General features: G+C 31.1%; 31 protein-coding genes. 4 read left to right on the forward strand and 27 right to left on the reverse strand.

Annotated elements, in window-relative coordinates; all coding sequences use genetic code 11:
- Window positions 1–144: 144 nt before the first annotated feature.
- From Q0787_RS13940 to Q0787_RS14055, 24 genes are all read right to left on the reverse strand, one after another.
- A complete protein-coding gene (locus Q0787_RS13940; protein WP_298903448.1) occupies window positions 145–579 on the reverse strand; it encodes a DUF1801 domain-containing protein in 435 nt (144 codons plus the stop codon).
- Window positions 580–750: 171 nt separating this feature from the next.
- Window positions 751–1,272: a hypothetical protein gene (locus tag Q0787_RS13945; RefSeq protein ID WP_298903449.1), complete on the reverse strand. Its 522-nt coding sequence runs from the start codon at window positions 1,270–1,272 to the stop codon at window positions 751–753.
- Between the two features lie 162 nt (window positions 1,273–1,434).
- Entirely contained in the window at window positions 1,435–1,866 is a 432-nt protein-coding gene (locus tag Q0787_RS13950; RefSeq protein WP_298903450.1) for a hypothetical protein, read from the reverse strand.
- A 57-nt stretch (window positions 1,867–1,923) separates the two neighbouring features.
- Window positions 1,924–2,280 carry a lipocalin family protein gene (locus Q0787_RS13955; RefSeq protein WP_298903451.1) on the reverse strand — a complete coding sequence of 119 codons (357 nt, stop codon included), beginning with the start codon at window positions 2,278–2,280 and terminating at the stop codon, window positions 1,924–1,926.
- A gap of 194 nt (window positions 2,281–2,474) precedes the next feature.
- The gene (locus tag Q0787_RS13960) at window positions 2,475–2,921 is read right to left on the reverse strand and encodes a hypothetical protein (protein WP_298903452.1); all 447 of its coding nucleotides are present in this window, start codon (window positions 2,919–2,921) and stop codon (window positions 2,475–2,477) included.
- A gap of 121 nt (window positions 2,922–3,042) precedes the next feature.
- Complete coding sequence (locus Q0787_RS13965) at window positions 3,043–3,492, reverse strand: phage tail protein (protein ID WP_298903453.1); 450 nt, start codon at window positions 3,490–3,492, stop codon at window positions 3,043–3,045.
- A gap of 29 nt (window positions 3,493–3,521) precedes the next feature.
- Window positions 3,522–4,025, reverse strand: coding sequence for a hypothetical protein (locus Q0787_RS13970; RefSeq protein ID WP_298903454.1), 504 nt, complete (start codon window positions 4,023–4,025; stop codon window positions 3,522–3,524).
- Window positions 4,026–4,076: 51 nt separating this feature from the next.
- Window positions 4,077–4,322, reverse strand: a complete 246-nt coding sequence (locus tag Q0787_RS13975; RefSeq protein WP_298903455.1) for a hypothetical protein — start codon at window positions 4,320–4,322, stop codon at window positions 4,077–4,079.
- A gap of 336 nt (window positions 4,323–4,658) precedes the next feature.
- On the reverse strand, window positions 4,659–4,826 hold the full coding sequence (locus Q0787_RS13980) for a hypothetical protein (RefSeq protein WP_298903456.1): 168 nt from the start codon (window positions 4,824–4,826) through the stop codon (window positions 4,659–4,661).
- A 24-nt stretch (window positions 4,827–4,850) separates the two neighbouring features.
- On the reverse strand, window positions 4,851–5,120 hold the full coding sequence (locus Q0787_RS13985) for a hypothetical protein (protein ID WP_298903457.1): 270 nt from the start codon (window positions 5,118–5,120) through the stop codon (window positions 4,851–4,853).
- A 28-nt stretch (window positions 5,121–5,148) separates the two neighbouring features.
- Entirely contained in the window at window positions 5,149–5,964 is an 816-nt protein-coding gene (locus Q0787_RS13990) for a hypothetical protein (RefSeq protein ID WP_298903458.1), read from the reverse strand.
- 171 nt (window positions 5,965–6,135) lie between these two features.
- Complete coding sequence (locus Q0787_RS13995; RefSeq protein ID WP_298903459.1) at window positions 6,136–6,777, reverse strand: peroxiredoxin; 642 nt, start codon at window positions 6,775–6,777, stop codon at window positions 6,136–6,138.
- Between the two features lie 213 nt (window positions 6,778–6,990).
- On the reverse strand, window positions 6,991–7,605 hold the full coding sequence (locus Q0787_RS14000) for a hypothetical protein (protein WP_298903460.1): 615 nt from the start codon (window positions 7,603–7,605) through the stop codon (window positions 6,991–6,993).
- Window positions 7,606–7,779: 174 nt separating this feature from the next.
- The gene (locus Q0787_RS14005; RefSeq protein WP_298903461.1) at window positions 7,780–8,877 is read right to left on the reverse strand and encodes a two-component regulator propeller domain-containing protein; all 1,098 of its coding nucleotides are present in this window, start codon (window positions 8,875–8,877) and stop codon (window positions 7,780–7,782) included.
- Window positions 8,878–9,054: 177 nt separating this feature from the next.
- Window positions 9,055–9,513 carry a hypothetical protein gene (locus Q0787_RS14010; protein ID WP_298903463.1) on the reverse strand — a complete coding sequence of 153 codons (459 nt, stop codon included), beginning with the start codon at window positions 9,511–9,513 and terminating at the stop codon, window positions 9,055–9,057.
- Window positions 9,514–9,696: 183 nt separating this feature from the next.
- The gene (locus tag Q0787_RS14015) at window positions 9,697–10,158 is read right to left on the reverse strand and encodes a hypothetical protein (protein ID WP_298903464.1); all 462 of its coding nucleotides are present in this window, start codon (window positions 10,156–10,158) and stop codon (window positions 9,697–9,699) included.
- A 23-nt stretch (window positions 10,159–10,181) separates the two neighbouring features.
- Window positions 10,182–10,577 carry a DUF4288 domain-containing protein gene (locus Q0787_RS14020; protein ID WP_298903465.1) on the reverse strand — a complete coding sequence of 132 codons (396 nt, stop codon included), beginning with the start codon at window positions 10,575–10,577 and terminating at the stop codon, window positions 10,182–10,184.
- 28 nt (window positions 10,578–10,605) lie between these two features.
- Entirely contained in the window at window positions 10,606–11,016 is a 411-nt protein-coding gene (locus Q0787_RS14025; RefSeq protein ID WP_298903467.1) for a hypothetical protein, read from the reverse strand.
- 233 nt (window positions 11,017–11,249) lie between these two features.
- Window positions 11,250–11,795 (reverse strand): hypothetical protein, encoded by a 546-nt coding sequence (locus Q0787_RS14030; protein ID WP_298903469.1) that lies wholly within the window; start codon window positions 11,793–11,795, stop codon window positions 11,250–11,252.
- A 54-nt stretch (window positions 11,796–11,849) separates the two neighbouring features.
- Window positions 11,850–12,350 (reverse strand): hypothetical protein, encoded by a 501-nt coding sequence (locus Q0787_RS14035; RefSeq protein ID WP_298903470.1) that lies wholly within the window; start codon window positions 12,348–12,350, stop codon window positions 11,850–11,852.
- Between the two features lie 148 nt (window positions 12,351–12,498).
- Entirely contained in the window at window positions 12,499–13,380 is an 882-nt protein-coding gene (locus Q0787_RS14040) for an energy transducer TonB (protein WP_298903471.1), read from the reverse strand.
- A 271-nt stretch (window positions 13,381–13,651) separates the two neighbouring features.
- The gene (locus Q0787_RS14045) at window positions 13,652–14,212 is read right to left on the reverse strand and encodes an N-acetyltransferase (RefSeq protein ID WP_298903472.1); all 561 of its coding nucleotides are present in this window, start codon (window positions 14,210–14,212) and stop codon (window positions 13,652–13,654) included.
- A 253-nt stretch (window positions 14,213–14,465) separates the two neighbouring features.
- On the reverse strand, window positions 14,466–15,314 hold the full coding sequence (locus tag Q0787_RS14050) for a PIG-L family deacetylase (protein WP_298903473.1): 849 nt from the start codon (window positions 15,312–15,314) through the stop codon (window positions 14,466–14,468).
- Window positions 15,315–15,412: 98 nt separating this feature from the next.
- Window positions 15,413–16,276, reverse strand: a complete 864-nt coding sequence (locus Q0787_RS14055; RefSeq protein ID WP_298903474.1) for an alpha/beta hydrolase — start codon at window positions 16,274–16,276, stop codon at window positions 15,413–15,415.
- Between the two features lie 73 nt (window positions 16,277–16,349).
- On the opposite strand from Q0787_RS14055, the gene Q0787_RS14060 reads away from it, so the two are divergent.
- Window positions 16,350–16,955, forward strand: a complete 606-nt coding sequence (locus tag Q0787_RS14060) for a TetR/AcrR family transcriptional regulator (protein WP_298903475.1) — start codon at window positions 16,350–16,352, stop codon at window positions 16,953–16,955.
- A 170-nt stretch (window positions 16,956–17,125) separates the two neighbouring features.
- Here the strand turns inward: Q0787_RS14060 and Q0787_RS14065 are convergent, their stop codons facing one another.
- Both Q0787_RS14065 and Q0787_RS14070 read right to left on the reverse strand, forming a co-directional pair.
- Complete coding sequence (locus Q0787_RS14065; RefSeq protein ID WP_298903476.1) at window positions 17,126–17,665, reverse strand: dihydrofolate reductase family protein; 540 nt, start codon at window positions 17,663–17,665, stop codon at window positions 17,126–17,128.
- Between the two features lie 204 nt (window positions 17,666–17,869).
- Window positions 17,870–18,523, reverse strand: coding sequence for a hypothetical protein (locus Q0787_RS14070; RefSeq protein ID WP_298903477.1), 654 nt, complete (start codon window positions 18,521–18,523; stop codon window positions 17,870–17,872).
- 294 nt (window positions 18,524–18,817) lie between these two features.
- On the opposite strand from Q0787_RS14070, the gene Q0787_RS14075 reads away from it, so the two are divergent.
- The 3 genes from Q0787_RS14075 to Q0787_RS14085 are packed head-to-tail and all read left to right on the forward strand — an operon-like array spanning window position 18,818 to window position 21,991.
- Complete coding sequence (locus Q0787_RS14075; RefSeq protein WP_298903478.1) at window positions 18,818–20,281, forward strand: serine hydrolase; 1,464 nt, start codon at window positions 18,818–18,820, stop codon at window positions 20,279–20,281.
- Between the two features lies 1 nt (window position 20,282).
- Window positions 20,283–21,002: a DUF4386 domain-containing protein gene (locus Q0787_RS14080; protein ID WP_298903479.1), complete on the forward strand. Its 720-nt coding sequence runs from the start codon at window positions 20,283–20,285 to the stop codon at window positions 21,000–21,002.
- 11 nt (window positions 21,003–21,013) lie between these two features.
- Window positions 21,014–21,991, forward strand: coding sequence for a hypothetical protein (locus Q0787_RS14085; RefSeq protein ID WP_298903480.1), 978 nt, complete (start codon window positions 21,014–21,016; stop codon window positions 21,989–21,991).
- 9 nt (window positions 21,992–22,000) lie between these two features.
- Here Q0787_RS14085 and Q0787_RS14090 read toward each other — a convergent pair whose 3' ends face one another.
- Entirely contained in the window at window positions 22,001–22,582 is a 582-nt protein-coding gene (locus Q0787_RS14090) for a Crp/Fnr family transcriptional regulator (RefSeq protein WP_298903481.1), read from the reverse strand.
- Window positions 22,583–22,715 lie beyond the last annotated feature (133 nt).

Genomic DNA, 22,715 nt, shown 5'->3' on the forward strand with positions numbered 1-22,715 from the left:
TAATCAATGTACTTGAGTAGGGTTAGCCTTTGGTTATTTAATTTAGCCATAATTAGGTTAGTTTGAGGAACTCACTTAATTCATAGGCAACAAATATTGTTAAAATAGATAATTCTGTTTTATAAGATTCTGGTTTTCTAAAAGTTACTGTCTACAAGCACACTCATGATGTTCATTGAGATATGCAATTGTTTCCATACTGAGTTGTTCTACAACAGGAATGTTTATGTCTGTTAGTTTCTTAAAATAAATACAAGCTTTTCCCATTTTGAATTTGCCTAAATCCTCCAAAAGCGCATCACTTTTTTCTGTTTTGGAATAGATATAGAGCGAAAATTGAGCTTTTCGCGGAGAGAAACCTAACAAAGGAGCATTACCCTCATGGCCGCTTGCATATTTATAATGATACCTTCCAAAACCAATTATTGTTGGACCCCACATTCTTGGTTTAAAACCCGACCATTCGCTCATTAATTCTATTAATTTATAACTATCAGCTTTCTTTTGATCATTATCTACGTATGATTCAATAAAATCAAAGACGTCTACTTCGGTTTTGGTGGTTTTATTTTTAGCCATTTCGTTATGATTTTAAGTTGCCTTACAATACTTACCAGCGTATTCTTGTAGTGTTCGCCATAAGGTATTTAGACAGCACTTTTCAGAAAGTAATTTACAAAATAAAAAGTAATAGCGATTTGAATTAAAGTTCAAATCGCTATTACTTATAGACGTTGTTGCCCAAGGTTTTTAATTCCAATAATTTATTAAATCGTCAATTTCAAAGTTGTCTTCAGGAATGTAAATATTATCCCAGTATAAGTTTCCGTTGATTTTCACAAAAACTCTATAATATCCAGCAGCTAAATTTTCTAAATTGAGCACTAAATTTGTTGTATTCAAGTTCATGAATTCCATTTCGGCATTTGATTCGATTAACGATTCGGCGTACAAATTGGAGTTCAAAACTGAATTGAAATCGGTTTGCTGGAACGTTTTTTGTGCATTGGCAGGTATAATCCAAACATCAGAAATGTTTTCAGACGCGAGTAAACTCAATGCTCCAGCTGGAGGATTTGGATAAGCAATAAATTGATTATTGATTAAAACATTTGGATTGCCTAATTGCGTAGGTGCTGAAAATTCAGAACTTCTAATATTAATACCAGTTACTAATTCAATATTAGTTTCTACTGTAGAATTGTTGTTGTCATCGTCATTGCTACAGCTAATACATATTAGAAGGGCAAAAATAATTGTCATTTTTTTCATTCGTATTGCTTTTTCAAATGTTGGGTAATGTGTTTGTGTATGGTCTATTTTGGAAAATTAGCTCTCATGGTTTATTGTAATTCAAAGGCAGAGAATACGCGTTGAATTTTGTCTAAGAAATTTAACTGCAAGCAGCTACATATATTGTTCGTACATGTATTTTTAAATTCTGCTAAGTAAGTCCGTTATAAAATTCCAAATAGAATTCCATGTTGTGATTTCTTTTTCATTATTTGGGTCTGTTAGCCATAACCCGCAAACGTTACAAATAATTTTATCTTTATAAGTAGATTTCCCAGCAATCCCATCAAGTACAGCTACATCAAACTCATCTGTTGTATTTGTGAATTCGGTTTTTTCAACTCTAATTTTATTTGAATAACACCTTGAGCATCTAATGTTGTTATCATTGAATTTTCTCTTTTTGTTTTCAGAGATCAGTTGATTAATTCTGGATTCGGTTAGATGGCGTGCAGCTAAATAGTTTTCTATTTCTGATTGCGTTTCTTTCATATAGCTTAGGCGTTTGAATTTTGCAAAATTTGCTAATTCGTAATCGTCTAATTTGGTAAGAAAGTCTTTAACTCTGCTCATTTTCTGTTTATAGTCGTGTATAGCTCGTTGCCTGAGCTAGCCGATGACACTAATAATTTATTCCCGTATTAGGGTCATAACCTCTTTTTGTCCAGATCTACTCATAGTAAACTGAAGTGTGTCAATCTTTAATTTGTCTAAATGAACGCCTATTTTCATTTTACCGTCGGGATAACAGATTAATTGAGCGCCAGATATTTCAAATTTTCCAGAATCAGAGATGTTTCCGATTTTGGAGGTATAAGATTTGTCAGCAGAAAATATAAATTCAACATTATCTTTACAATTGTCTTTGCCATTAGAATCAATGATCCAGCTGCCACATCCCCATTTGCCAGTGATTAAGTCGTATTTTTCAGAATTGTCACAACCGAATAGTATTGTTAATAGTAGTAGGAATCCAATTTTTTTCATAATGTCTTTTCTAAGTATGAGTTAATAATTAATACGAACGTTGTGATAATGTGTTGGTGTATGTTTCGTTGCTTTGGCTAGCACTAAGTTAGTAAATAGAAAACGAACTAACGAGATTTGTTAACGTGAGTTCGTTGTTTATGTTACATAACAATTCACTATACTTAATGTTGTAATAAGCTCTTATAGATCAATTAGCTGATTAACTTCGTAAATGGTTTGAAAATGAAATTTGTTCTAGGCAAATCAACTACACTTTCTTTAATTAGTTTTCCGTTTCTGAAAATTTTATAGTTTTGAGTTTTAAATACTATTGAATCACCTGATTTTAATAAATTAACATTACTAAAAACTAAATCTGCTTTTTTACCTTTTATTACACCAAGATATTTGTCTAAATTTTTACGTTCATCGTAGTTAGTTATATTAGAGTCATGAATATCAATTGCTATTACACCAAAGCCATGACCGTATTTATTTAAAGGTTTAATTTCTTTTATTATACCTGTAAAATTAAGATTGACTTCTTTGTAATATTCTCCGTGTTGATTAGTGGTGTTTAACCCAATAACTAGAATTGTGATAAACAATAAAACTACTCCAAGAAATTTGAACAAGGCTTTTTTGTTTTCTTTTTTCATTTAAATGGTGTATTTATCCATTTTATTAGTCATATAATTTGAGGGAATGTTACAGTTTATGATGAATTCAGAAATGTACCACAACATGTTTGTATGAGGTTAGTTATGGGTTAAATAAGTTTTATGTAGAAGGTGTCATGTCGAAATAGGCATATGCTAATTCAACCGTTTCAATCAATAGTTCGCTTTCTTGCGATTTTAAATCGGAGAGCGAATATTTTACAGGATAGCTATTGTAAAATGTCCATTTCATCAATATTTTGCTGTCGTTGTCCATCAATTCTACAGATACATCTTTTGTTTGTATTGCCGCTCCTAATCCATCATTGAGCGTTTCGGAACACCAGGCAATAAGTTTTGAACCCAATGGAACAATGGCTCTTTTGAGGACTAAGTTTTTACTTGAGTTGGCAGTTGGTAATCGATATTTGAATCGACTTTCTCCACCATTAGTTATGTCCTTCACGCCAAACTCTTTCGTGATTCCTGATACTTCTTTAAATGCTACATTTTCGCCTTCAAATGAAAGTGAAAAATAGAATCCAACAGGATATTCGTTGCTATTTTTCATTTTAAATAATTAGTATTGATGTGTTGGTTCTATTGTATCATTCCGTTAAATGTTTTCGATTCGTTATAAACGGTTATTCCGAAAAGCTGCCACTTCAAAATTCCATTTGCGGTAAATTCGGCTTTCCCATTCGGTTTATAATTATCAGTTTCAATAGCGGTGAATTCCCAATCGTAACCGCTAACAAATCCCGTTATAGAACTATTACTCTCTATAGGAATCCATTGGTTTTGTTCAATCGAATACTTTACGAACATATTTATATCAAAAGTCAGGTTATCTTCGAGTTTTACTTTTTCTATTTTAGAATTATTCTTTTTATTATAATTGTTTGTAATGGTTATTTGGTTCGTTTTTTCTTCCGAATTAACAGCCGAAATTACTTGGACAATTCCAATGAGCATTACAAATGCCGAAACAACTTTAAATTTAGGGTTAAAAATTCGCATACCTTTTCTAATAAATCCAACAACCAGATATAGAAAGTAGAATGCAATGGTTAAATTAACAATGGACCACAGTAAATATATCATGAGTTTTTTAAGTTTGTTTATAAGGTGTTTGTTTAAGTTGGGGTCGTTCTGCTATTTGAAAGTTTGCGTCTTTAGGAGTTCGCCAGCGTCACTATAGACCTTCCATGTACCTTTCTTCTTGCCGTGTTCGAATTGACCTTCGTCCCAGAGTTGACCATTGGCATGGTATCGCTTCCATAGACCATGTTTCTGTTCGTTATCGTTGAAACCTCCAATTCCTCGAGGCTCACCAGTTTTGAAGAACCATGTCCACTGACCAACAATCTTTCCGTCCTTGAAGCTACCAGTGGATTGCATCTGGCCATTGTTGAGAAAATAGGTCCACTTTCCTGATTTCTTTCCGTTGTCGAACTCACCTTGACAAGAGATAAGACCGTTTTTGAAGAACAGTTTAAAAGGTCCATGTTTAGGATTACCGTTTTCATCGATTCCAGGGATGTCTTTCATTGGTATTCTTTTTTATTGGTTACAAGGTGTTCTTGTTATGGTGCGCTATTTTGGTTAGGAACTAAGTTAATAAAAGAAAACGAATTAGAGGGAAATTAGTAGGGTTTTGGGAAGGCCAATTCGCTATGTTCGTGTCTCGAGTACACTAGACCAGTCAACTCGTTATATCGGTTGTAAGGCGCTGTTTTATTTCCACTCTTTAATAAACGTTCCTTTATTATATTTTTTTGAACCTACGGTAAGCCCTCCGTTAATTATTCCAGTATTATATTCCTCTTGATCCTTTATAGTGTTTTTTGGATACAAATAAAAAATACCTTCAAGTTTTTTTGTTTCGGAATTCCAGAATATCATGAATTGTTTGAATTCAGTTCTGACTCAATTTAATTTTAATTTTTTTGCGGAACAAGATTCTAACTCATCTATTGTTTTCTTCCAATTGGCTAGAACATCTTCTTCGAACTTATCTCGGTTTAAGTCCATTGCTGTTTTTAATCTAAGACGATAAAGACTAGTAAGTTCTTTTTTCTCCTGTTCAAATCCAGAATGAAATAATACTTGCCTGTTTTGAATTTCATTCAAACATTCCTGAGCTAAATTATTTTCCTTTTCTAATTTTAGATTATTTAATACCTCTTCAAATTCCATCTTTAAATTAATATCGACCTTACTGTGCTTAATTACTTCTTTCGTATGTGTATTTTATTTGCGCTAGTAGCTTTCCTTTTTTTGAAAAATATTCAATTTTTTCAATAAGTCCGTTTTCTAATTTTGTTTCGATTCTTTCACCTCCTTTTTCTAAAACAAGTTTTATACCAGAGAGATAGCCCACATTATCTTTAAGGATTTTCCAAATATTCTTGTTTCCATCTTTACATTTAATAGACACTAGTTTATTTCTGTTTCCTCTTTTTTTCATACAATTTCCACTTTTTTCATAAGTATATGATTGGCTCGAAAATAAATTACCGTTTTTGTCATACTGCTCTTTTGATGTAAGCATATGACCTTGATTATAATTCCATTTATGACTCACGATTTTTTTCCCATTTCTCACTCGGTAAAGAATACTGTCATTCAAATTTTTATCTCTAATCCAAACTTGTTCAACTAGGGTGTCATTCTTGGAGCTTATTTGCATCCTTCTTATAGAGCGTTTTTCTTTGTTTTTTATGGTAACGATAGTATACTTTAATTTACCGTCTTTATCACGCATTTCCCCATATTCCGTCATTCCGTCATCAGAAAACTTGTATTTTGTTTCTTCAACTAATGAGTCGTTTAAATCATACTCTCGAAATGATATTGTATTTCCAAATTCATCCAATTGATCAACAAGATAAGTTTGTTTTATAAGTGAGTCATTTTTGTATTCAAATCCTTGAATTATTCTCTTTGTAATACCATTTTTTATTAAAATCTCTTGCTCATTAACTTGAGCATAAAGATTTGAAAATGATAGTATAGTTATTAAAATTATTAGGTATCTCATAATTAAATGCGAGGTGTTTGTGTATGGTTGATGCATTGGTAGTAACTAATTTAGCGAAAGGAAAAGAGCCACAGGGAAATCTGTAGGATTTTGCTAATATCAGTTTGTTAAGCTCGTGTTCGATTACATATGGCATAAGCTGTTAACTATACACCTTGCTATATACTAATTTTAATCAATATTAGGCTGAGGTGTTAACCTTAAGTATGGTTTAACTTCAGTATGTCCTTTTGGAAATAAGCTAGGAATATCTTCATTAGAAACAGAAGGAACAATAACACATTCATCGCCATTATTCCAATTTGCAGGTGTCGCAACTTTATGATAAGCTGTTAACTGTAAAGAATCTATAACTCTTAGTAATTCATCAAAATTTCTGCCTGTTGAAGCGGGATAGGTGATAGTTAATTTCACCTTTTTATCACTACCTATAACAAAAACAGATCTGACCGTCAATTTACTATCAGCATTAGGATGAATCATATCATATAGCATAGCTACTTTTCTATCCTCATCTGCAATTATTGGAAAGTTTACAATTGTATTTTGTGTTTCATTAATATCATTAATCCAGCCATTATGCGACTTTAAACCATCTACACTCAATGCAGCTACCTTTACATTTCTTCTGTCAAATTCAGTTTTATATTTAGCAACTGTTCCCAGTTCGGTGGTACAAACAGGAGTATAATCTGCTGGATGTGAAAATAAAATGCCCCAACTATCTCCAAGCCAATTATGAAAATTTAATTCCCCTTCTGTTGATTGTGCTGTAAAGTTTGGTGCTTCATCACCTAATCTAATTGCTCCCATGATTTTTAAATTTTAAATATTAATAAATGTGTTGCTTTAATTTTTGCATATAACGTGTAGGTTTATGGTTCGTTATGTTGGCAAGGTCTAAGATAGTAAAAGGGAATGAATCAACGCGGAAATCTGTATGATTTTGTTAGCACAGTTTGCCTCGCTCGTATTAGAGTACACACAGACCAAGTAATTGGTTATATTCGTTGTGAGGTAGTGTTATTAATTTTCGAGATTTGATAAAACAGCATAGCAATAGGAGTCATGTTCACCTACTAAAATATAGAATTCATCATTCATGTTAATTTTATTGAATGTATTTTGTTTGTATAGCTCATAGAAAACCTCATGAATAGCAATAAATCCTTTTAATCTATAGCAGTGAGCCAATTTGTAATCGTCTATTGATTCGTCATTAATAATCTCAACATAAGGGTTAAAGAAATCAAGTGTAATTCCTTCATCTTGTTCTAATCCATCTGCAAAATCATAACTACATCCCATATCAACATCCACGTCATTTACATCTCTTTCTTCCCATTCAATAATGCCGTAAGCGTAAGCCTCTAAATTTAGTTGATTAGGTATGTAATGTTCTAATAAAATTGCATCTAATTTTTGTTCAGGGTTTATTCCGTTTTCAACATTTGTCCAAACAGAGGATAGTTTCCTATGTATCTCTTCTTTTAATTTAACTTTATAAGACTCAAAATCAAAGCTCATGAGTTTATCATAACCAATTTGTAGCTTCACATCAATATCAGAAGACTTAAATTCAGATATTGCATTTTCTAGTTCAATTTTAAGTTGAGTTTTTATATCACTATTTTTTAGCATTGTAGTCTGGTTTAATCGTCTAACGTTTATGTATGACTTGTTAGAACTAAATTAGTAAAAGAAAACGAACCACAAGGAAATTTGTAGGATTTTGCTAATGCCAGTTCGCTTCGCTCGTGTATGAGTACAAGCTGAACGAATAATTAACAATACACGTTGTTGTAAGCTGGCTATTTACAGTTCTAATTTTTCAAATGACTCTCCATTATATTTATAAACTCCAGCGTTATGTGTTCCGAGCCATAGAACATCTTGGTTGTCTTTATATATTGAAAATAGTAAAACATCAGTTTCGCCATCTTTAATTGGATAATGAATTAGTTCAGTGCCATTACTTCTCCATACACCATTATCGTATGTTACCATCCACAAGTTTCCATCATTATCTATAGTCATCGACATAGAATACAAACTTTCTAATTCTTTACTTTTTACTCCTAACTCTCGTTGATAATTTATTGATTTGAGCTCATTAGACTTAGTGTCATCCAGTAATATTTTGTATTTATATTTCGGATTACAAATCCAGATATATCCATCTCTGTCTTCAATAATTGAACGAATCCCGAAAGAACCGCCTTCAGGAGTTTCTGTTAAATGTTTTTCATACATCCAACGAATTTCCTTTCCATCATATTGATAAACGCCTAAATTAGAAGTGCCAAACCACATATTTCCTTTAGAGTCTTTATAGATATAATAAACACCATAAGGATTGTAACTAGCATTAGGATTAATGGAAATGAATTCGTTCTCTACTTCATTTTTTGGAAATTTTAAATGATATAAATACTTTCCATCAAATCGATATGGTCCGTTATTATTCCATCCAATTCTAAACCATAAATCGTACGGTTCTAATTTCCATTCATTTTCTACAGAATTATCTTCTACTATCTCTAAAGTTGTAAATTTTTGCCCATCAAATTTGCTCACTCCTTCTGCTGTGTCGAAGTAGATGTTTCCAAATCTGTCTTCTTGAATTCCCCAAATATTACTTTCAATAAGTCCATCTTTATCAGTAAAAAGAACTAGACTTTCCCCATCATATTTATAAGCTCCTTTATCATTACCTCCAAACCAAATATTATTATTAGAATCTTGGAAGATTAGTAATATTTTTTGGTCGAGCTTAGAAACAGTTTCACCAAGTTCAATAACTTTTTCAGGCGTATCTAAATTTTTAGATTTATTCTGTCCGTTGCATGTAAATAATGTTGTTAAAATTCCAAAAATTAGAACAACTTTAATAGTTAGTATTTTTAAGTTCATTCTATTTTTTGTTTGTTCTGGATTTTTAGCTTGATAACAACGTGTTCGTGTAGGATTATGTTACGGAAAAGAACGTGCGTTATTTTCTGCTAGATTTGATTTTTATTAAAAGTAGGAATTTTTCTTGTGCTTAGCCAACTTAGCAATGAATTATACATGTTGTTGTACAACGTTTTTTTATGTTTGTCGTTTCCAAGTCGATTCAAAATTCCAACAAGATTTGTCAATATTTTCAGGAAATTCTCCATTGTGAATTACTTTATAGGTATTCAAGTCAACACTCCATGAGAGCGTTTGTAATTCAGAGTATTCAGTTTGAAAATGAACTTTTGATTCCAGCCATATTAATTCAGATAATAGTTTTTCGTATTTAGCAATCCATTCGTCCAATTCATATTCAACCGATTTTAGATTTGCACCGAAGTGGATAATTCTACCAGAATACTCCAAATTCGCACGAGGAATTTCGTGACTTGAGTTATGGGTTATAGAAAACATTTCATAGGAAAGTGGTGGCCACTCATCTGCTTTATTTAACTGTTTTATTACTTCATGATTATGTTTTTTGACTTTATTTTGAACAGGACTTTTCCAAAAATCCATTTCCTCAATATAACCATATAAAGTGGTTCTCATTCCCATAATTATTTGTCTTCGTTCATTTTTGTTAAATGGTGTACAATGCGTTGGTGTATGATTTCGTTGCGTATTTCTAGCAACTAATTTAGCAAATACAAACCGAATAGAAAATCCGCGAGGATTTTCGTAAGTAGGCGAGTACTAGCAATGAATTATACACGTTGTTAGGTGTAGTTTTTTTCAATCGAGTTCTTTTATTTTACTTTCTATTAAAAGTCTAAATTTTCTCAATTCGGTCGGTAGGTTTTCAGTTTCTATTTCATAATCATCAATTGTAATTTCTTTCTTTAGAATTCCATCACATATTTCCACTATCAGTTTATCCTCGTTTTTATTTCCAGTGGTATAAAATCCGTTTAGATTTTCATCAAGCATGTCATTTGGTACTTGGTTAATTAAATCTTTTATAAGTTCAAATTTTTCTTGAGACATTAATTCACCGACGAACGTGTATCCATTTTTGGTATGTCTTTCATTGTGCCACAACTCTCTTTTATCTACTAATAATTCCGAACGCGTTAGTTTGTAAATTTCATAAGTGCCATAGTTATCACTGAAGAATCTTCCGAAAACAAGATATTCTAAATTTTCAAGATTAGTTTTCTTTGTCTTCTTAAAGAATCTATTTAACCATTTAAACATATTCAAAGTTTGTTCAATTAAAATTACATTGGTTTAAAATTCTTTAATAACTCTTTCTTATCAAAAACTAATCGATTGGTTCTCCGATCAGATATAAATCCGTAATCTCTCCACATTAGTTCGGTTCCGTCCTCAATATTTTCTTCATAAATTGGTAAAAGTTCTCCAATTCCGACAAAAATCCATTCCATTTCCAATTTGTCAGTATTAGTGAATTTGTATTCAGCTTCTTTTCCGAGTTTTACAGCTTTATCGAATGCCCTTTCAGGAGAATTAGCTTTAATCAGGTGATGGTTTCCCCAAGTCGTAACTCTCCTTAAATCTTGCTTTTCATTGCGATCAACTGGCTCGCATTTTTCGATAATCTCAACGATGTACCAGTTACCTTTTTCGTTCGATATTTTTTCTTGGGATTTCATTTTTTTAAATTGTAGCTAACGTTTTTTTTTATTCACATTTTTTGGATTTCAATCGATTATTAAATCCATTCCAAAATTCATCGAGATTTTCAAAGTTTAGATTCTCATTAATTGGTTTTAAATCTACCCTGTCATTGTTTTCGAAAACATGTAATTCGATTTTATTTATTCCGATATATCTTATTCTTGCTTTCCTATTCTCACTCCATTCTCCGAACGACTCAAAATAAAGAGTATCATTTTTAATTTCAATTTTTCGCCATTCTGATAGTTGAACCCATTCATTTTTCAACGTTACTCTCATCGAATCTTGTTTGAAATAAACCTCAGTATATTCTCCCATGCTACATGAGAAATAATTTCCATTAAGATTTTGGTCAGATTGACAACCAAAAGATAATGCTAAAATCAAAATAATTTTCCAAAGATTGAGTTTCATCTAATGTTTGCTAACGTGTTTTTGTATGGTTTACCTTCGGTGATTATTTTCTCTAGTTCGTTTTTGTTGGCGTTATTTTTTCAAAATGTCGAGCAAAAATCTACTAGCTTTAATAGTTGATCGCGTAGGTAAGAACTAAGTTAGTAAAAGAAAACGAACCAGAGGAAAATACGTATGATTTTCGCAAGTAGGCTAGTACTAACAATGGATTATACAGGTATTGGCCACAGTATTCAAAATTCAATATCTTTAAAAAGCCACTTTAGAATTTCGTTGTCAAATGTTGTATTTTGAATATCTAGTTCCCAATCACCATCTTTAAATTTCATTTTATGTTGCAACATTTTTTCCGATAGATTATTGATTGAAATAACCTTGCCTTTTTTTACGCTTAATTCAATAACTTCTTCATAATCAGCGCCATAAAGCCTGTATTTTGTATCTAAGAGTTTTATGATTTTATGTCCAATTAAAATATATCCTGAATATTCAACTGGCAAGTTGGGGTCTCTATATTCTCTAAACGTAGTTCCTGATTTAATATCTGTTTTTGAGGAAATGTGAGGTGGAATTCCATTTACAAATTTTATATCATCATTCATATTTACATTAACGCAAAAGTTATTTAGAATAAGATTTAAGTCGGAATCAATTTTATAGGAAGTAACATATCCTCTCATGAGAATAGATGAGCAGTATTTAGGCTTAATGCCAAAATCTTGAGGTTTTACCAACCCTTCTTTTGTCGTTTTTATGATGTCAAATTCTTTCTGATTCAAAATCAGAGTATTTTTTATTTGATATGACATTCGTTCTTTATTGTTGTGACACCACTATGATTTATACATCTTGTTAGCCAATGTTTTTCTATCTTTTATCACTTTTATTATTCTTTTGGGATCAATTCGGTTCGGAATTATGATTTCAAAATCTTGATAATCTAAACCTCCTTCTTCTAAGGTTTCTTTATTCAGTTCAAACCCATATTCCTTTGGAGAAAAGTACTTTCCGTAAACTTTCGAAAACTCTTCTTTACTAGAATATTTGGACTTTTCAGGAAAACTACCAACAGCGGCAAATTCACCTGCATAAATCGGAAAATCAGAGTCCTCCAATTTAAAAACAATTCCGTTAAAGTTAGATAAATCTTGTCTCCAAACTTTTAGATTACTTTTCCAGTTATTATTGAGGCTTTTATTTCGAGTAAAAGGATAACACCAAATTCCCTTAATTACTTTTTTTTCGTCCAATTCAGACGTTCTTCGTTTTGGTCGAATTCCATTTTTGAGAATATCAGATGTGTTTTTATGTTTTGTCCAATGAATTAATAACATTTTTTAATGTTGGCTAACGTATTCGTATAAGGTTTCGTTGCGTTAGCACTAAGTTAGCAAATAAAGAGAAATTCATCGTTCAGAAGCGACAGAAATTCTGATAGGAATTTCCAAGCAATGCATAATACAAGTTGTTACCCAACGTTTTTTAATTTGCGATTTGAATAACTAGAGGCATTTTATATAAAACGTTTACTGGTTTTCCATTTTTCATTCCTGGTTTTAAATCAGGTAATAATCCTATAACCTCGATAGCATTTTGATTCATAATTTCAGGTCCACCGTTGGCAGTAATGTTTATTGGATTTCCGTTTGTGTCAATCACAAACTCAATATTTATTTTTATTTTACCTGTTTCACCAACTTTTGCTGCTAAATCAGTATTGAATTTTCTTGAAACATGCATACTGATATATTTACTTGTACATTTTTTTCTTTTTTCGATGTCCCATTTTGATTGACATTCAGGTGCTAATGGTGGATTCTCCAATTCGTTAAATTCTATAATTTGAGATTCATCAATGTCTTTAGTTACGATTTCTGCTTTTGAGTAATCGACACTTTCTGTTTTTTCTGACTTTGATTTAATAATTTTTGGTTTTGAAGGTTTATCATTACTTAATTTTTCCATTTCTAGCCTAATCATTGGCAATATGAAGTAAGTTTTACCATTGTTTTCTTGAAAAGTAATACGCATTGAAGCGAACCCATTGTTCTCTGTTCCAATTAATATTTGGTCATTTTTTATTTTCCAGTTTTGATTATCGAGAAAGAATAGTTCTTTCATTTTTTTATCTGCTAATTTTCCAAATTTGATTCTAAAAACTGTATTTCCTTTGAAGTTGAATATTGAGTTTAGGAAGGCATTTTCTACCATTTCTAAAGCTTCTTTTTGTGGAATTTCGTCAGAGTTTGGAATATCAACTTTTACAGCTTGCCATTCTCCCATTAATTTTTCGTCTTTCAGGTTTTGCGCTTGTGTTAAAAAGCCAAATAGTAAAGTTGTAACTATTAGTAATTTTAATTTCATAAGTTTTTTTTAAATATTGGGTAACGTGTTCGTGTATGGTTTACCTTAGGTGATTATTTTGCCTAGTTCGTTTTTGCTGGCGTCATTTTTTCAAAATGCCGAGCAAAAATCTACTAGCTTTAATAGTTGATCGCATTGGCTGGAACTAAGTTAGTAAACAAAAACGAACCAGAGGGAATTCCGTATGATTTTCCTTGCGCCAGTTCGCTTCGCTCGTGTCCGAGTGCATACAGAACGAGCAATTATCTATACATGTTGTTGTGCACTGTATTTATTTTAGTTTTTTTCTCATTACATAATATTGATCATACTCCTTGTGCGTCTTGAAATTGTTTCTTTTATATAATTCTATTGGACCTTTGAAATTACTCGCATTTGATTCTCCTTTCTTTGGATATGATTCAATATAATGATAATCTGTATTTGAATAATCTGTAATAATTTTTTCAAGAATCTTTTGAGATATCCCTTGTCTTCTATAATCGGGATGTATTAAAAAACAAACAATTGAACAAACCTTATCATCAGGGTTATCAATCAAATCATAGTCTCTCAATAACCTTTGATATTTTAATCTATCGTTTACATTGCACCATCCAATTGGGTTATTATTTTCAAAAACTAAATAACCTTGCAACTCACTCTCATTGATACGATTAATTATCAAAGAACGGCTAATATCACGTGTACATGTTTCCACATCTCCTAGAAAATGATAGTCATTACAATAGCATTTTGACCAATCAGGATTTTCTTTGTGAATCATATTATCAAAGAGAAACAAGTAATCGTCTTGTAAATCTTTAGTCAAAGGCCTTATTTCAATATCCATTTTATTCGTTTTTTGTTTTTGATATGACGCACAACGTATTTATCTATGGTTTATCTTCGGTGATTATTTTCGTTAGTTCATTTTTGCTGGCATCATTTTTTCAAAACGTCGAGCAAAAATCTACTAGCCTTAATAGTTGATCACGTTGGTTAGGTCTAAATTAGTAAAAGAAAACGAACCAGAGGGAATTCCGAAAGAATTTCTAAGTAGTCTAGAATCAAGCAATTAATTATAGACGTTGTTGGCAAATCGTTTATTCTATAACAGTATAGTATTCTTTGCTAAATGCCTCTGAATGATTTTTTAACTCACCTTTTTTGGCTATCATGTGGAATTTATTCAAAATTTTAAATTGAGATTCATGACAAAGAGCTACGTCATTCTTTATTTTCCAATAATCAGCTATATTAAGCGCAACATCTGGATTTGGAAGACCTTCACTATTTGTTAATTTCTTTGAATAATCATAAGCAGGAATATTACTTAGCATGAAATTTTCTAATTTTTCTGGTAAGCTAAATTGATAAATTTTCTCAAGATAAAGTGTAGAATCACTTTTCTTTTCATGAAATATTTCTTCAGTTAATTGTGCAGATATTCGATGTTCAGGATGACCGTATCCACCAATTTCAGTATCGTATGTTATTAATATTTGAGGTTTGTACCTTTTTATCTTATCTGAAATTATAGCTTTAATGCTGTCTTTTTTGTCATACCAAAATGAAATGTTATCATTCATTATATCATCCCATTTGTTAATAATTAGACCCGCTATTTCTAACTTTTCGACACCCATTTTAGTTGCCGAACAATTTAATTCTTCAATTCTAGTTTCATTTATTTTGGTTTCTGAGCTGTGCCCTAGAGTTAACATATGGATTTTCGCTCCTTTCGATTTCAGATAAGAAGTAAGTCCAACACAAGTAATCTCGTCATCCGCATGAGGAAAAATAAGTAGAACACGTGTGTGTTTATCTGCCGAGATTTCTAAATTTTTAATGGAATGATCTTGAAAGGAAGCAATTTTTTTATAATTAACTTGGTTGTTATTACAACTGACAAGGATTAATGATAATAATAAAAAATAAAATTTGTAATTCATGATATTTTCAACTGTTTGTCAACGTATTCGTTGTGGTTATTTATGCAAAAACCCTCAAGCTATTTTCGGCTAGATTCACTGTTATAACACCTTAATATTTAGTTGATCCATTCCCCTATTTTTTGTTGAATAATAGGATACGTATCTTTAGAGGGCATGTGTTTTGAATTTTTTAAAATATGGACTTCTTTTAAATTTGAGAACAGCTCCCTACACCTTCGCGCAATTTTTTCACCAGGAAAATAAACGTCATTTTTAGCTGCAATTACATAAACAGGTGCTGTAAAATTTTCAACGTCTTTAGTTTTTAGCAGTTTAGGTAGTCTTGTGTCTAATTTTACACCTTTCATGATTAAACTCAACATTTGATATAAAAAATCATTTTCAACAGGAACAAATGCGCTTAAAAAAGATTTTAAATGCTTCTCTTTTTTAGTGATTTTCCATCTAATTAATGGAAAGGTTAATTTTTTTGTTGACTTCCAAACATTTCCATTAACAATTCCACTTGGAACTACAAGAATGCATTTTTCTATTCGTTGAGGTTTGTGGACAATTATTTTTCCAACTATAAAAGCACCATATGATATACCGATAACATTTGCTTTTTGTATTTCTAACTTTTCCAATGCTTCATCTGCCCAAAGCGCAAAAGAATCGTCATTAATATTGATGATAGACTCTTCGCTTTTGGTTGCCTGTCCGACAGTTTCAATAACATAAAAACAATAGTTGTTTAATATGTCTTTTATTGCTTCTAAAGTAATCGGTGATCCTGCATTATAACCATGAAACATTACAATTTGTTTTCCACTATAGTTGCCTGCTTTTACAACTCTTGTTCTTCCAAATTTTGTGTCAATATCTATGTTTTCAAAATCAATTTGCAAATCTTTTAATTTTTTATCATAAAGATTCATTAAATCAATTTTTGCTTGATTATTCTTGTATATTGATTTCACTTTGAATATATTTTAAAGCAAAGATATCTAAATAATTTTAAAATTAGTCCAAATGACCTAATTTTATGTAATAATGAAGACAAAAGACAGGATTAAGAATATATCTAGAGAACTTTTTAATATAAAAGGGTTTAAAAACGTAACGTTAAGAGAAGTCGCTACAGAACTTTCTATTAGCTATGGTAATGTTACCTATCATTTCGAAACGAAAAATCAATTAATACTTAGTTTATATGAAGATATGCTAAAAGAAACGGTGGAAATTATTAAGACTTTTGATTTCGGTAATTTATTGAAAAGCATACTTGACGCGCCAAAAATCACTTTTGAAATCTCATTAAAATATTTATTTTTCTATGTTGATTTTATTGAAATTAAGAGAAGTTATTCAGCTCTTTCTTTAAAGATAGAACAAGATAATAATGCTAGAAAAAATGGATATTTAAACATATTAAAACAGCTGCAAGTTCAAAATTTATTGAGAAAAGAACTAACCGACAACGATTTAGATTATTTAATGGATTTAAGTGGTGCGATGCGTACTTTTTTCTTTATGAACCTTAATGCTGATGATTTTCTAAATCCAAATTTAAAAAACAAATACGTAGTTTATGTAAATAATTTGATCTTCCCGTATTTAACTGAAGACGGAATGAAAAAGTACAAATGCTATAAATAAAATTTTTGTTTTAATTTTAATTCAAATGTTTACCAACGTGTTTGTGTATGATTTCGTTGCGTTGGCTAGAACTAATTTAGCAAAAGAAAACGAACCAGAGGAGATTCCGTAGGATTTTCCAAGTAGGCAATAACCTAGCAATTGATTGTAAACGTTGTTGGCATTTCGTATTATTTATTTCGTTTATAATGACTTTGTGTTACTTGATTCAAATATGTTCTAGTTTCAACCAGTTCGAAATTCAATTGGTTTGGAAGTTCAGAGAATAAAGAAGATCCACCACCTAATAAAACAGGAATCGTTGTAAGCACCATTTCGTCAATTAAGTCTTCTTTCAGAAAGTTTCTTATTGTAGTTCCTCCGTCAATGTACAATCTGTTAAAACCTTTTTCGTGAATATGTTCTAAAATTTCTATTAAAGTTCCCTTAACTAAAAACGCTTTTCCTTTATGACTTTCAGGTATCTCACTTAATTTGTTACTTAATACGAATACAGGTTTATCGTAAGGCCAATCGACATCAAATCCACACACAGTTTCAAACGTTGTTCTTCCCATAACAAGTGCATCAATATCGTTATTGAATTCTACGTATCCCATATCATCCATATTAGGATTTGGTATTGTATGAAGCCAATCTATTCCGCCATTTTTGTCAGCGATGAATCCATCTAAACTTGTTGCGATAAATACACTATTTTTTTTGTTCATTTTTTTCTTTCGTGTTCTTTGTCAATATGAATGCCAACGTGTTTGTGTATAATTTCGTTGCGTTGGCTAGGTCTAAATTAGTAAAAGAAAACGAACTAGAGGAAAATCCGTTGGATTTTGCTTGCGCCAGTTCGCTTCGCTCGTGTTCAAGTACACACAGACTGAGCAATTAGCTATACACGTTGTTGGCTACAGTTTTTTGATTTACCATCCTTCTAACAATTCAGTATGACCATCCATTGCAGCTCCAGAATAAAATTCAATCTTTTCTTTCCAATGTTCACCAGAAAGAACTTTGTCAATTCTTTTTTCCAATCTGGTTCCTCTGATGGTTTTATGACTTTTAATACGAGTAAGTAATTCAATTATTTTTTCGTTTTGATAGTATTTACTAACATAATGTCTATGTTTTATGATATTGAATATTACATTAAATTCAAATGTTTCAAGAGTTATTCGGTTAGACAAATATTTATCGAAGCATCTATCGATAAACTCTATATATTCTTCAAAAGAAAGGCCGTTCATTGCATGTATTAAAAAACCCTTCTGTGATTCGGTTAAATTAGAACAGTTTAATAGAGATAAAACTTGTGTCTCATATTCTTTAGCATTATCTAATATTTTATCCCAGTGCTCATCATATTCAAAGTGGTCAAAAATGTTAACATCCTTTCTAGTTGAAAATATGAATTTGGTTAATTCATTCGAATCAGTTTTACAGATGGTTTTTAGTGAATCAATTTCTGAGAATACTTCCTGTGAATTACTTTCGATTTTACCAGACTCTCTATCTTGATTTTTACAATTTGTAAAGAATGGTATTGTAAATAATATAAATAAAAGAAATCTTGTCAATTTTGTTTTTTTAAATTGTTGCTAACGTGTTTGTGTATGGTTTGCTTCACCAGTTCGCTGCACTCGTGTGTTGCGTTGGTAAGAACTAAGTTAGCAAAAGAAACCGAACCAAATGAAAATCCGCAGGATTTTGCTTACGCCAGTTCGCTTCGCTCGTGTCCGAGTAGGCGAGAACCCAACAATTAATTATACACGTTGTTGTACAACGTTTTTATTTTCATCCGTCTTTCACTTCTTAACTAAAGTCAATGAATGTGTTTAATTTAAATAGGAGTTTTGCACTATAAATTAAAAATGATGAAAAATATAAAAGTAATGTTCCTTTTCTTAATGATTATTGGAAATGGAAAATATGTTAAAGCACAATCTACTCAAGGAAATGATGAAATTAAGCAAAGAATAGATAATTATTTAACTGCTGGTGTTTCTAAAGGACTATCTGGAACTGTTTTAGTTTATAAGGAAGGAAAAATCATCCTCAATAAAGGATACGGCTTTGCTGATAAGGAAAACGAAATTTTAAATACACCAACCACAGTTTTTGATATTGGTTCGGTTTCGAAGCAGTTTACTGCTGCAGCTATTCTAAAGCTGGAGGAGCAAGGGAAGCTAAAAGTAGGAGATTCATTAAGTGAATTTTTCAAGGATCTTCCAGAAGATAAAAAGAAGATTACAATTCATCAATTGCTAATACATTCAGCAGGAATTATTAGAGCGATAGGAAAGAGTGATTTTGACATTATATCAACAGAAGACTATTTCAAAGAACTCTTTTCTACAAAACTAACTCACGAACCTGGAACAAAGCATAAATATTCCAATGCTGGTTATAGTATTTTATCGCGAATTATTGAATTAGTATCTGGACAATCTTATGAATCATATATAAATCAATATTTGTTTATGCCAGCAGGCATGAAACATACAGGTTATTTATTACCTAAATGGAGCGATATGTCTATTGCAAAAGGTTATAGTTATAATGTAATGAACATTGGTACTATGATAGAGCGTTATAAAAAAGATAATGCTGTTTCTTGGGTTGTAATGGGTAATGGTGGAATCCATTCTACTCAAGAAGACATGTATAAATGGTATCAAGCTTTAACATCTAATAATGTGTTATCTAAGGCACTTGTTGAGAAAATGACCAAACCTTATATTCTTGAATTTGAAGGAGAGACGAGTTATTATTCTTATGGATGGGTGGTTTTCCAATCACCTAGAAATACTAAAATGATAGCTCATGATGGAAGCAATGGGACTTTTTTCTATGATTATAGATGGTTTCCAAAGGAAGATATATTAATTATTTATGGAACTAATGCGTTTACTACAAAAATTGGAGGTATTGGATGGTGGGTTGATAAAATGTTATTTGATGAAACATATACGCCAAAACCCATTGAACCTGATTTTGTGAGTTCGCTTTTGGAGTATTCGGAAAAATTTAAAGGTTCATTAGCTGAATTAAAATCAAAAATTATCGAACAATTTGGTTCCGAACTTACGAAACCGTTCTACTTAAATCGCTTGAGTGGTTTATACTCAAGGAACTATATGTTTGATAATGCAATATTGTTTGCAGAACTAAATATAGAATTATTTCCAAACGATAGTAATCTATGGGATAGTTTGGGACAGGTTTATTATAATAAAGGAAATATTAAAAAGGCATTAGTTGCTTTCAGAGAAGCTGTAGCTCTTGATGCAAACAATTCTTATGCTCAAGAAATGATAAAGAAACTCACAAATTAAAATGAAAGTTGGTTCAAAATCGTATTTAAAACTTACAGGCCTTATCTATTTACTTATTGCAATAACTGGAGGTTTTAGTATTGCTTATATGCCAAACGAGATTTTTGTTTCTGGTGATGGAATGATGACGACTCAAAATATTATTGACAATATAGATTTGTTTCGTTTAGGAATAGTAGGTGATATTTTTGTTTTAATATTTGAAATAATACTGACAGTACTGCTTTATAGATTATTTAAGGTTGTGAGTAGCACAATTGCCATGGTTGCAACTTTCGCAAGATTCGCGATGAGTATAATTATGGGAATAAACCTTGTTAATTATTTAGTTCCTTTATTAATTCTTGAAAAAACAGACTATTTAAATGGATTGCAAGCTAACGAGATTGATTCAATAATTCTTCTTTTTATGGAAGCACATAAATTTGGAGAATATATTTGGCAATTATTCTTTGCACTTCATTTGATAGCACTTGGCTATTTAATATTCAAGTCTAAGTATTTTCCTTGCTTTTTAGGGATATTAATGATGGTTGGAAGTATAGGCTATGCTAGTGATAGTATGATAAAATTATTGCTAATTAGCAATGAGATGGTTTCTATTGCAAATATAGTATTACTAGTGATAGCTGTTTTTGGAGAATTAGCCTTTACATTCTGGCTTTTGATTAAAAAGATAAATTTTAGAAATCCGAATATCAATCAAATAAAAACAACATAAGGTAACAAATTATGAATAGTAAAATACTAACTTATATTACAATAGCATGTATTGGATTTATCAATTGTATACATGCACAAAAAAAATCATTAGAGATAATAAAAATTGATGAAGGCTCAGGCTCTTTCTTCATTAAAGGAGGTAAGGGACATGAGAATGATACTATTACTGTGTATTATCATAAGCCAAAAAATTTAACGCCTAAATCAAAAATTTTGATGGTTATTCCTGGAGCAGGAAGAAATGGAGATGATTATCGCGATTCTTGGATAGAAGCTTCAGAAAAGTATAATATACTGATACTTTCTCCATCCTATCCCGAAAAACAATATGCTTATGAAGGGTATCATTTAGGAGGTTTGGTCGAGAATTTAGGGAGTAGAAAGGGGATTACTTTTAAAAAGAATTCCAATCAAGTTTTTATGGATGAGGATATCGTAAAATTTAAGCCAAATACAGATGCAAGTCTATGGATTTATCCTGATTTTGATCGAATTTTTATGATTGCCAAAAAATCAATAAAATCTAAGCAAAAAAAATATGATATGTTTGGACATTCTGCTGGTGGACAAATTTTGCATCGATTTGCTTTGATTCATCCTAATTCTAAAGCAAATCGTATTCTTGCTTCGAATGCTGGGTCATATACACTTTCTAGCATGAATACTACCCTTCCTTATGGAATAAAAAATTCGGGTATTACAAAGAGAGATTTAAAAAAATCTTTCAAAAAAAAATTAGTAGTTTTTCTTGGTGAATTGGACAATGAAGGTGAAAAAGGAGGCAAGATTTTAAGGTCAAAAACTACAGATAAGCAAGGTACACATAGATTAGCAAGAGGAGCTTTTTTTTATAACGACAGTAAAGAAATGGCAACAATATTAAATGCGAAATTCAATTGGAAACTAGTAATTGTTGCTGGTGTGGGGCACAATCAGAGAGAAATGGCTAAAGCTGCTGCTATCTATTTATACGATGCTAAACAGTGATAATGACGTCTATTCTTTCTTAGATAGAATTCTTTTTCTAAGTCTACTTAATGACTCGGGTTTTATACCAAGAAAACTAGCAATTTGATGTTGAGGAACTCGATTAAGTAATTTGGGTCTGTTTTTTATTAAATTAATATATCGTTCTTCAGGAGAAGATGTAATAAAAAATGAAAGCTCTTCTTGAGCTTTACCAGCATTTTTTTCCATTTCTGAACGAATTATGGGTTCTAGTTTCGGGAATTTTGAAATCATTTCTATCTCCTTTTCTTTAGTTCCAACTGTTAATGAACAATCTTCAACACAAACTAAATAATGCTTAGATGGAATTTCATTTACGTAACTTGAAAATGAAGCTACAGCTTCACCTTCAATAAAGAATGCTGTTGTTTTCTCATCTCCATTAATTATGTAATACTGTCGAATACATCCTTTTAAAACGGAATAACATTCTTTCGAAACTTGTCCTTCTTTAAGTAAGATTGTTCCTTTTTTAAAAGTACGTACTACGATGTTCTCAGAAATAGCTTTTATTTCCTGTTCATTAAGTGAAGGAAATTCTGAAAAAAGATTAAGTAATTCATCATCCATAGTTATTGCTTATTATTCGGTTTTACAAATGTTGTACAACGTGTTCGTGTATGGTTTACCTTCGGTGATTATTTTCCCTAGTTCGTTTTTGCTGGCGTCATTTTTTCAAAATGTCGAGCAAAAATCTACTAGC

This window comes from uncultured Psychroserpens sp. (assembly GCF_947492715.1).
Lineage (GTDB): Bacteria > Bacteroidota > Bacteroidia > Flavobacteriales > Flavobacteriaceae > Psychroserpens.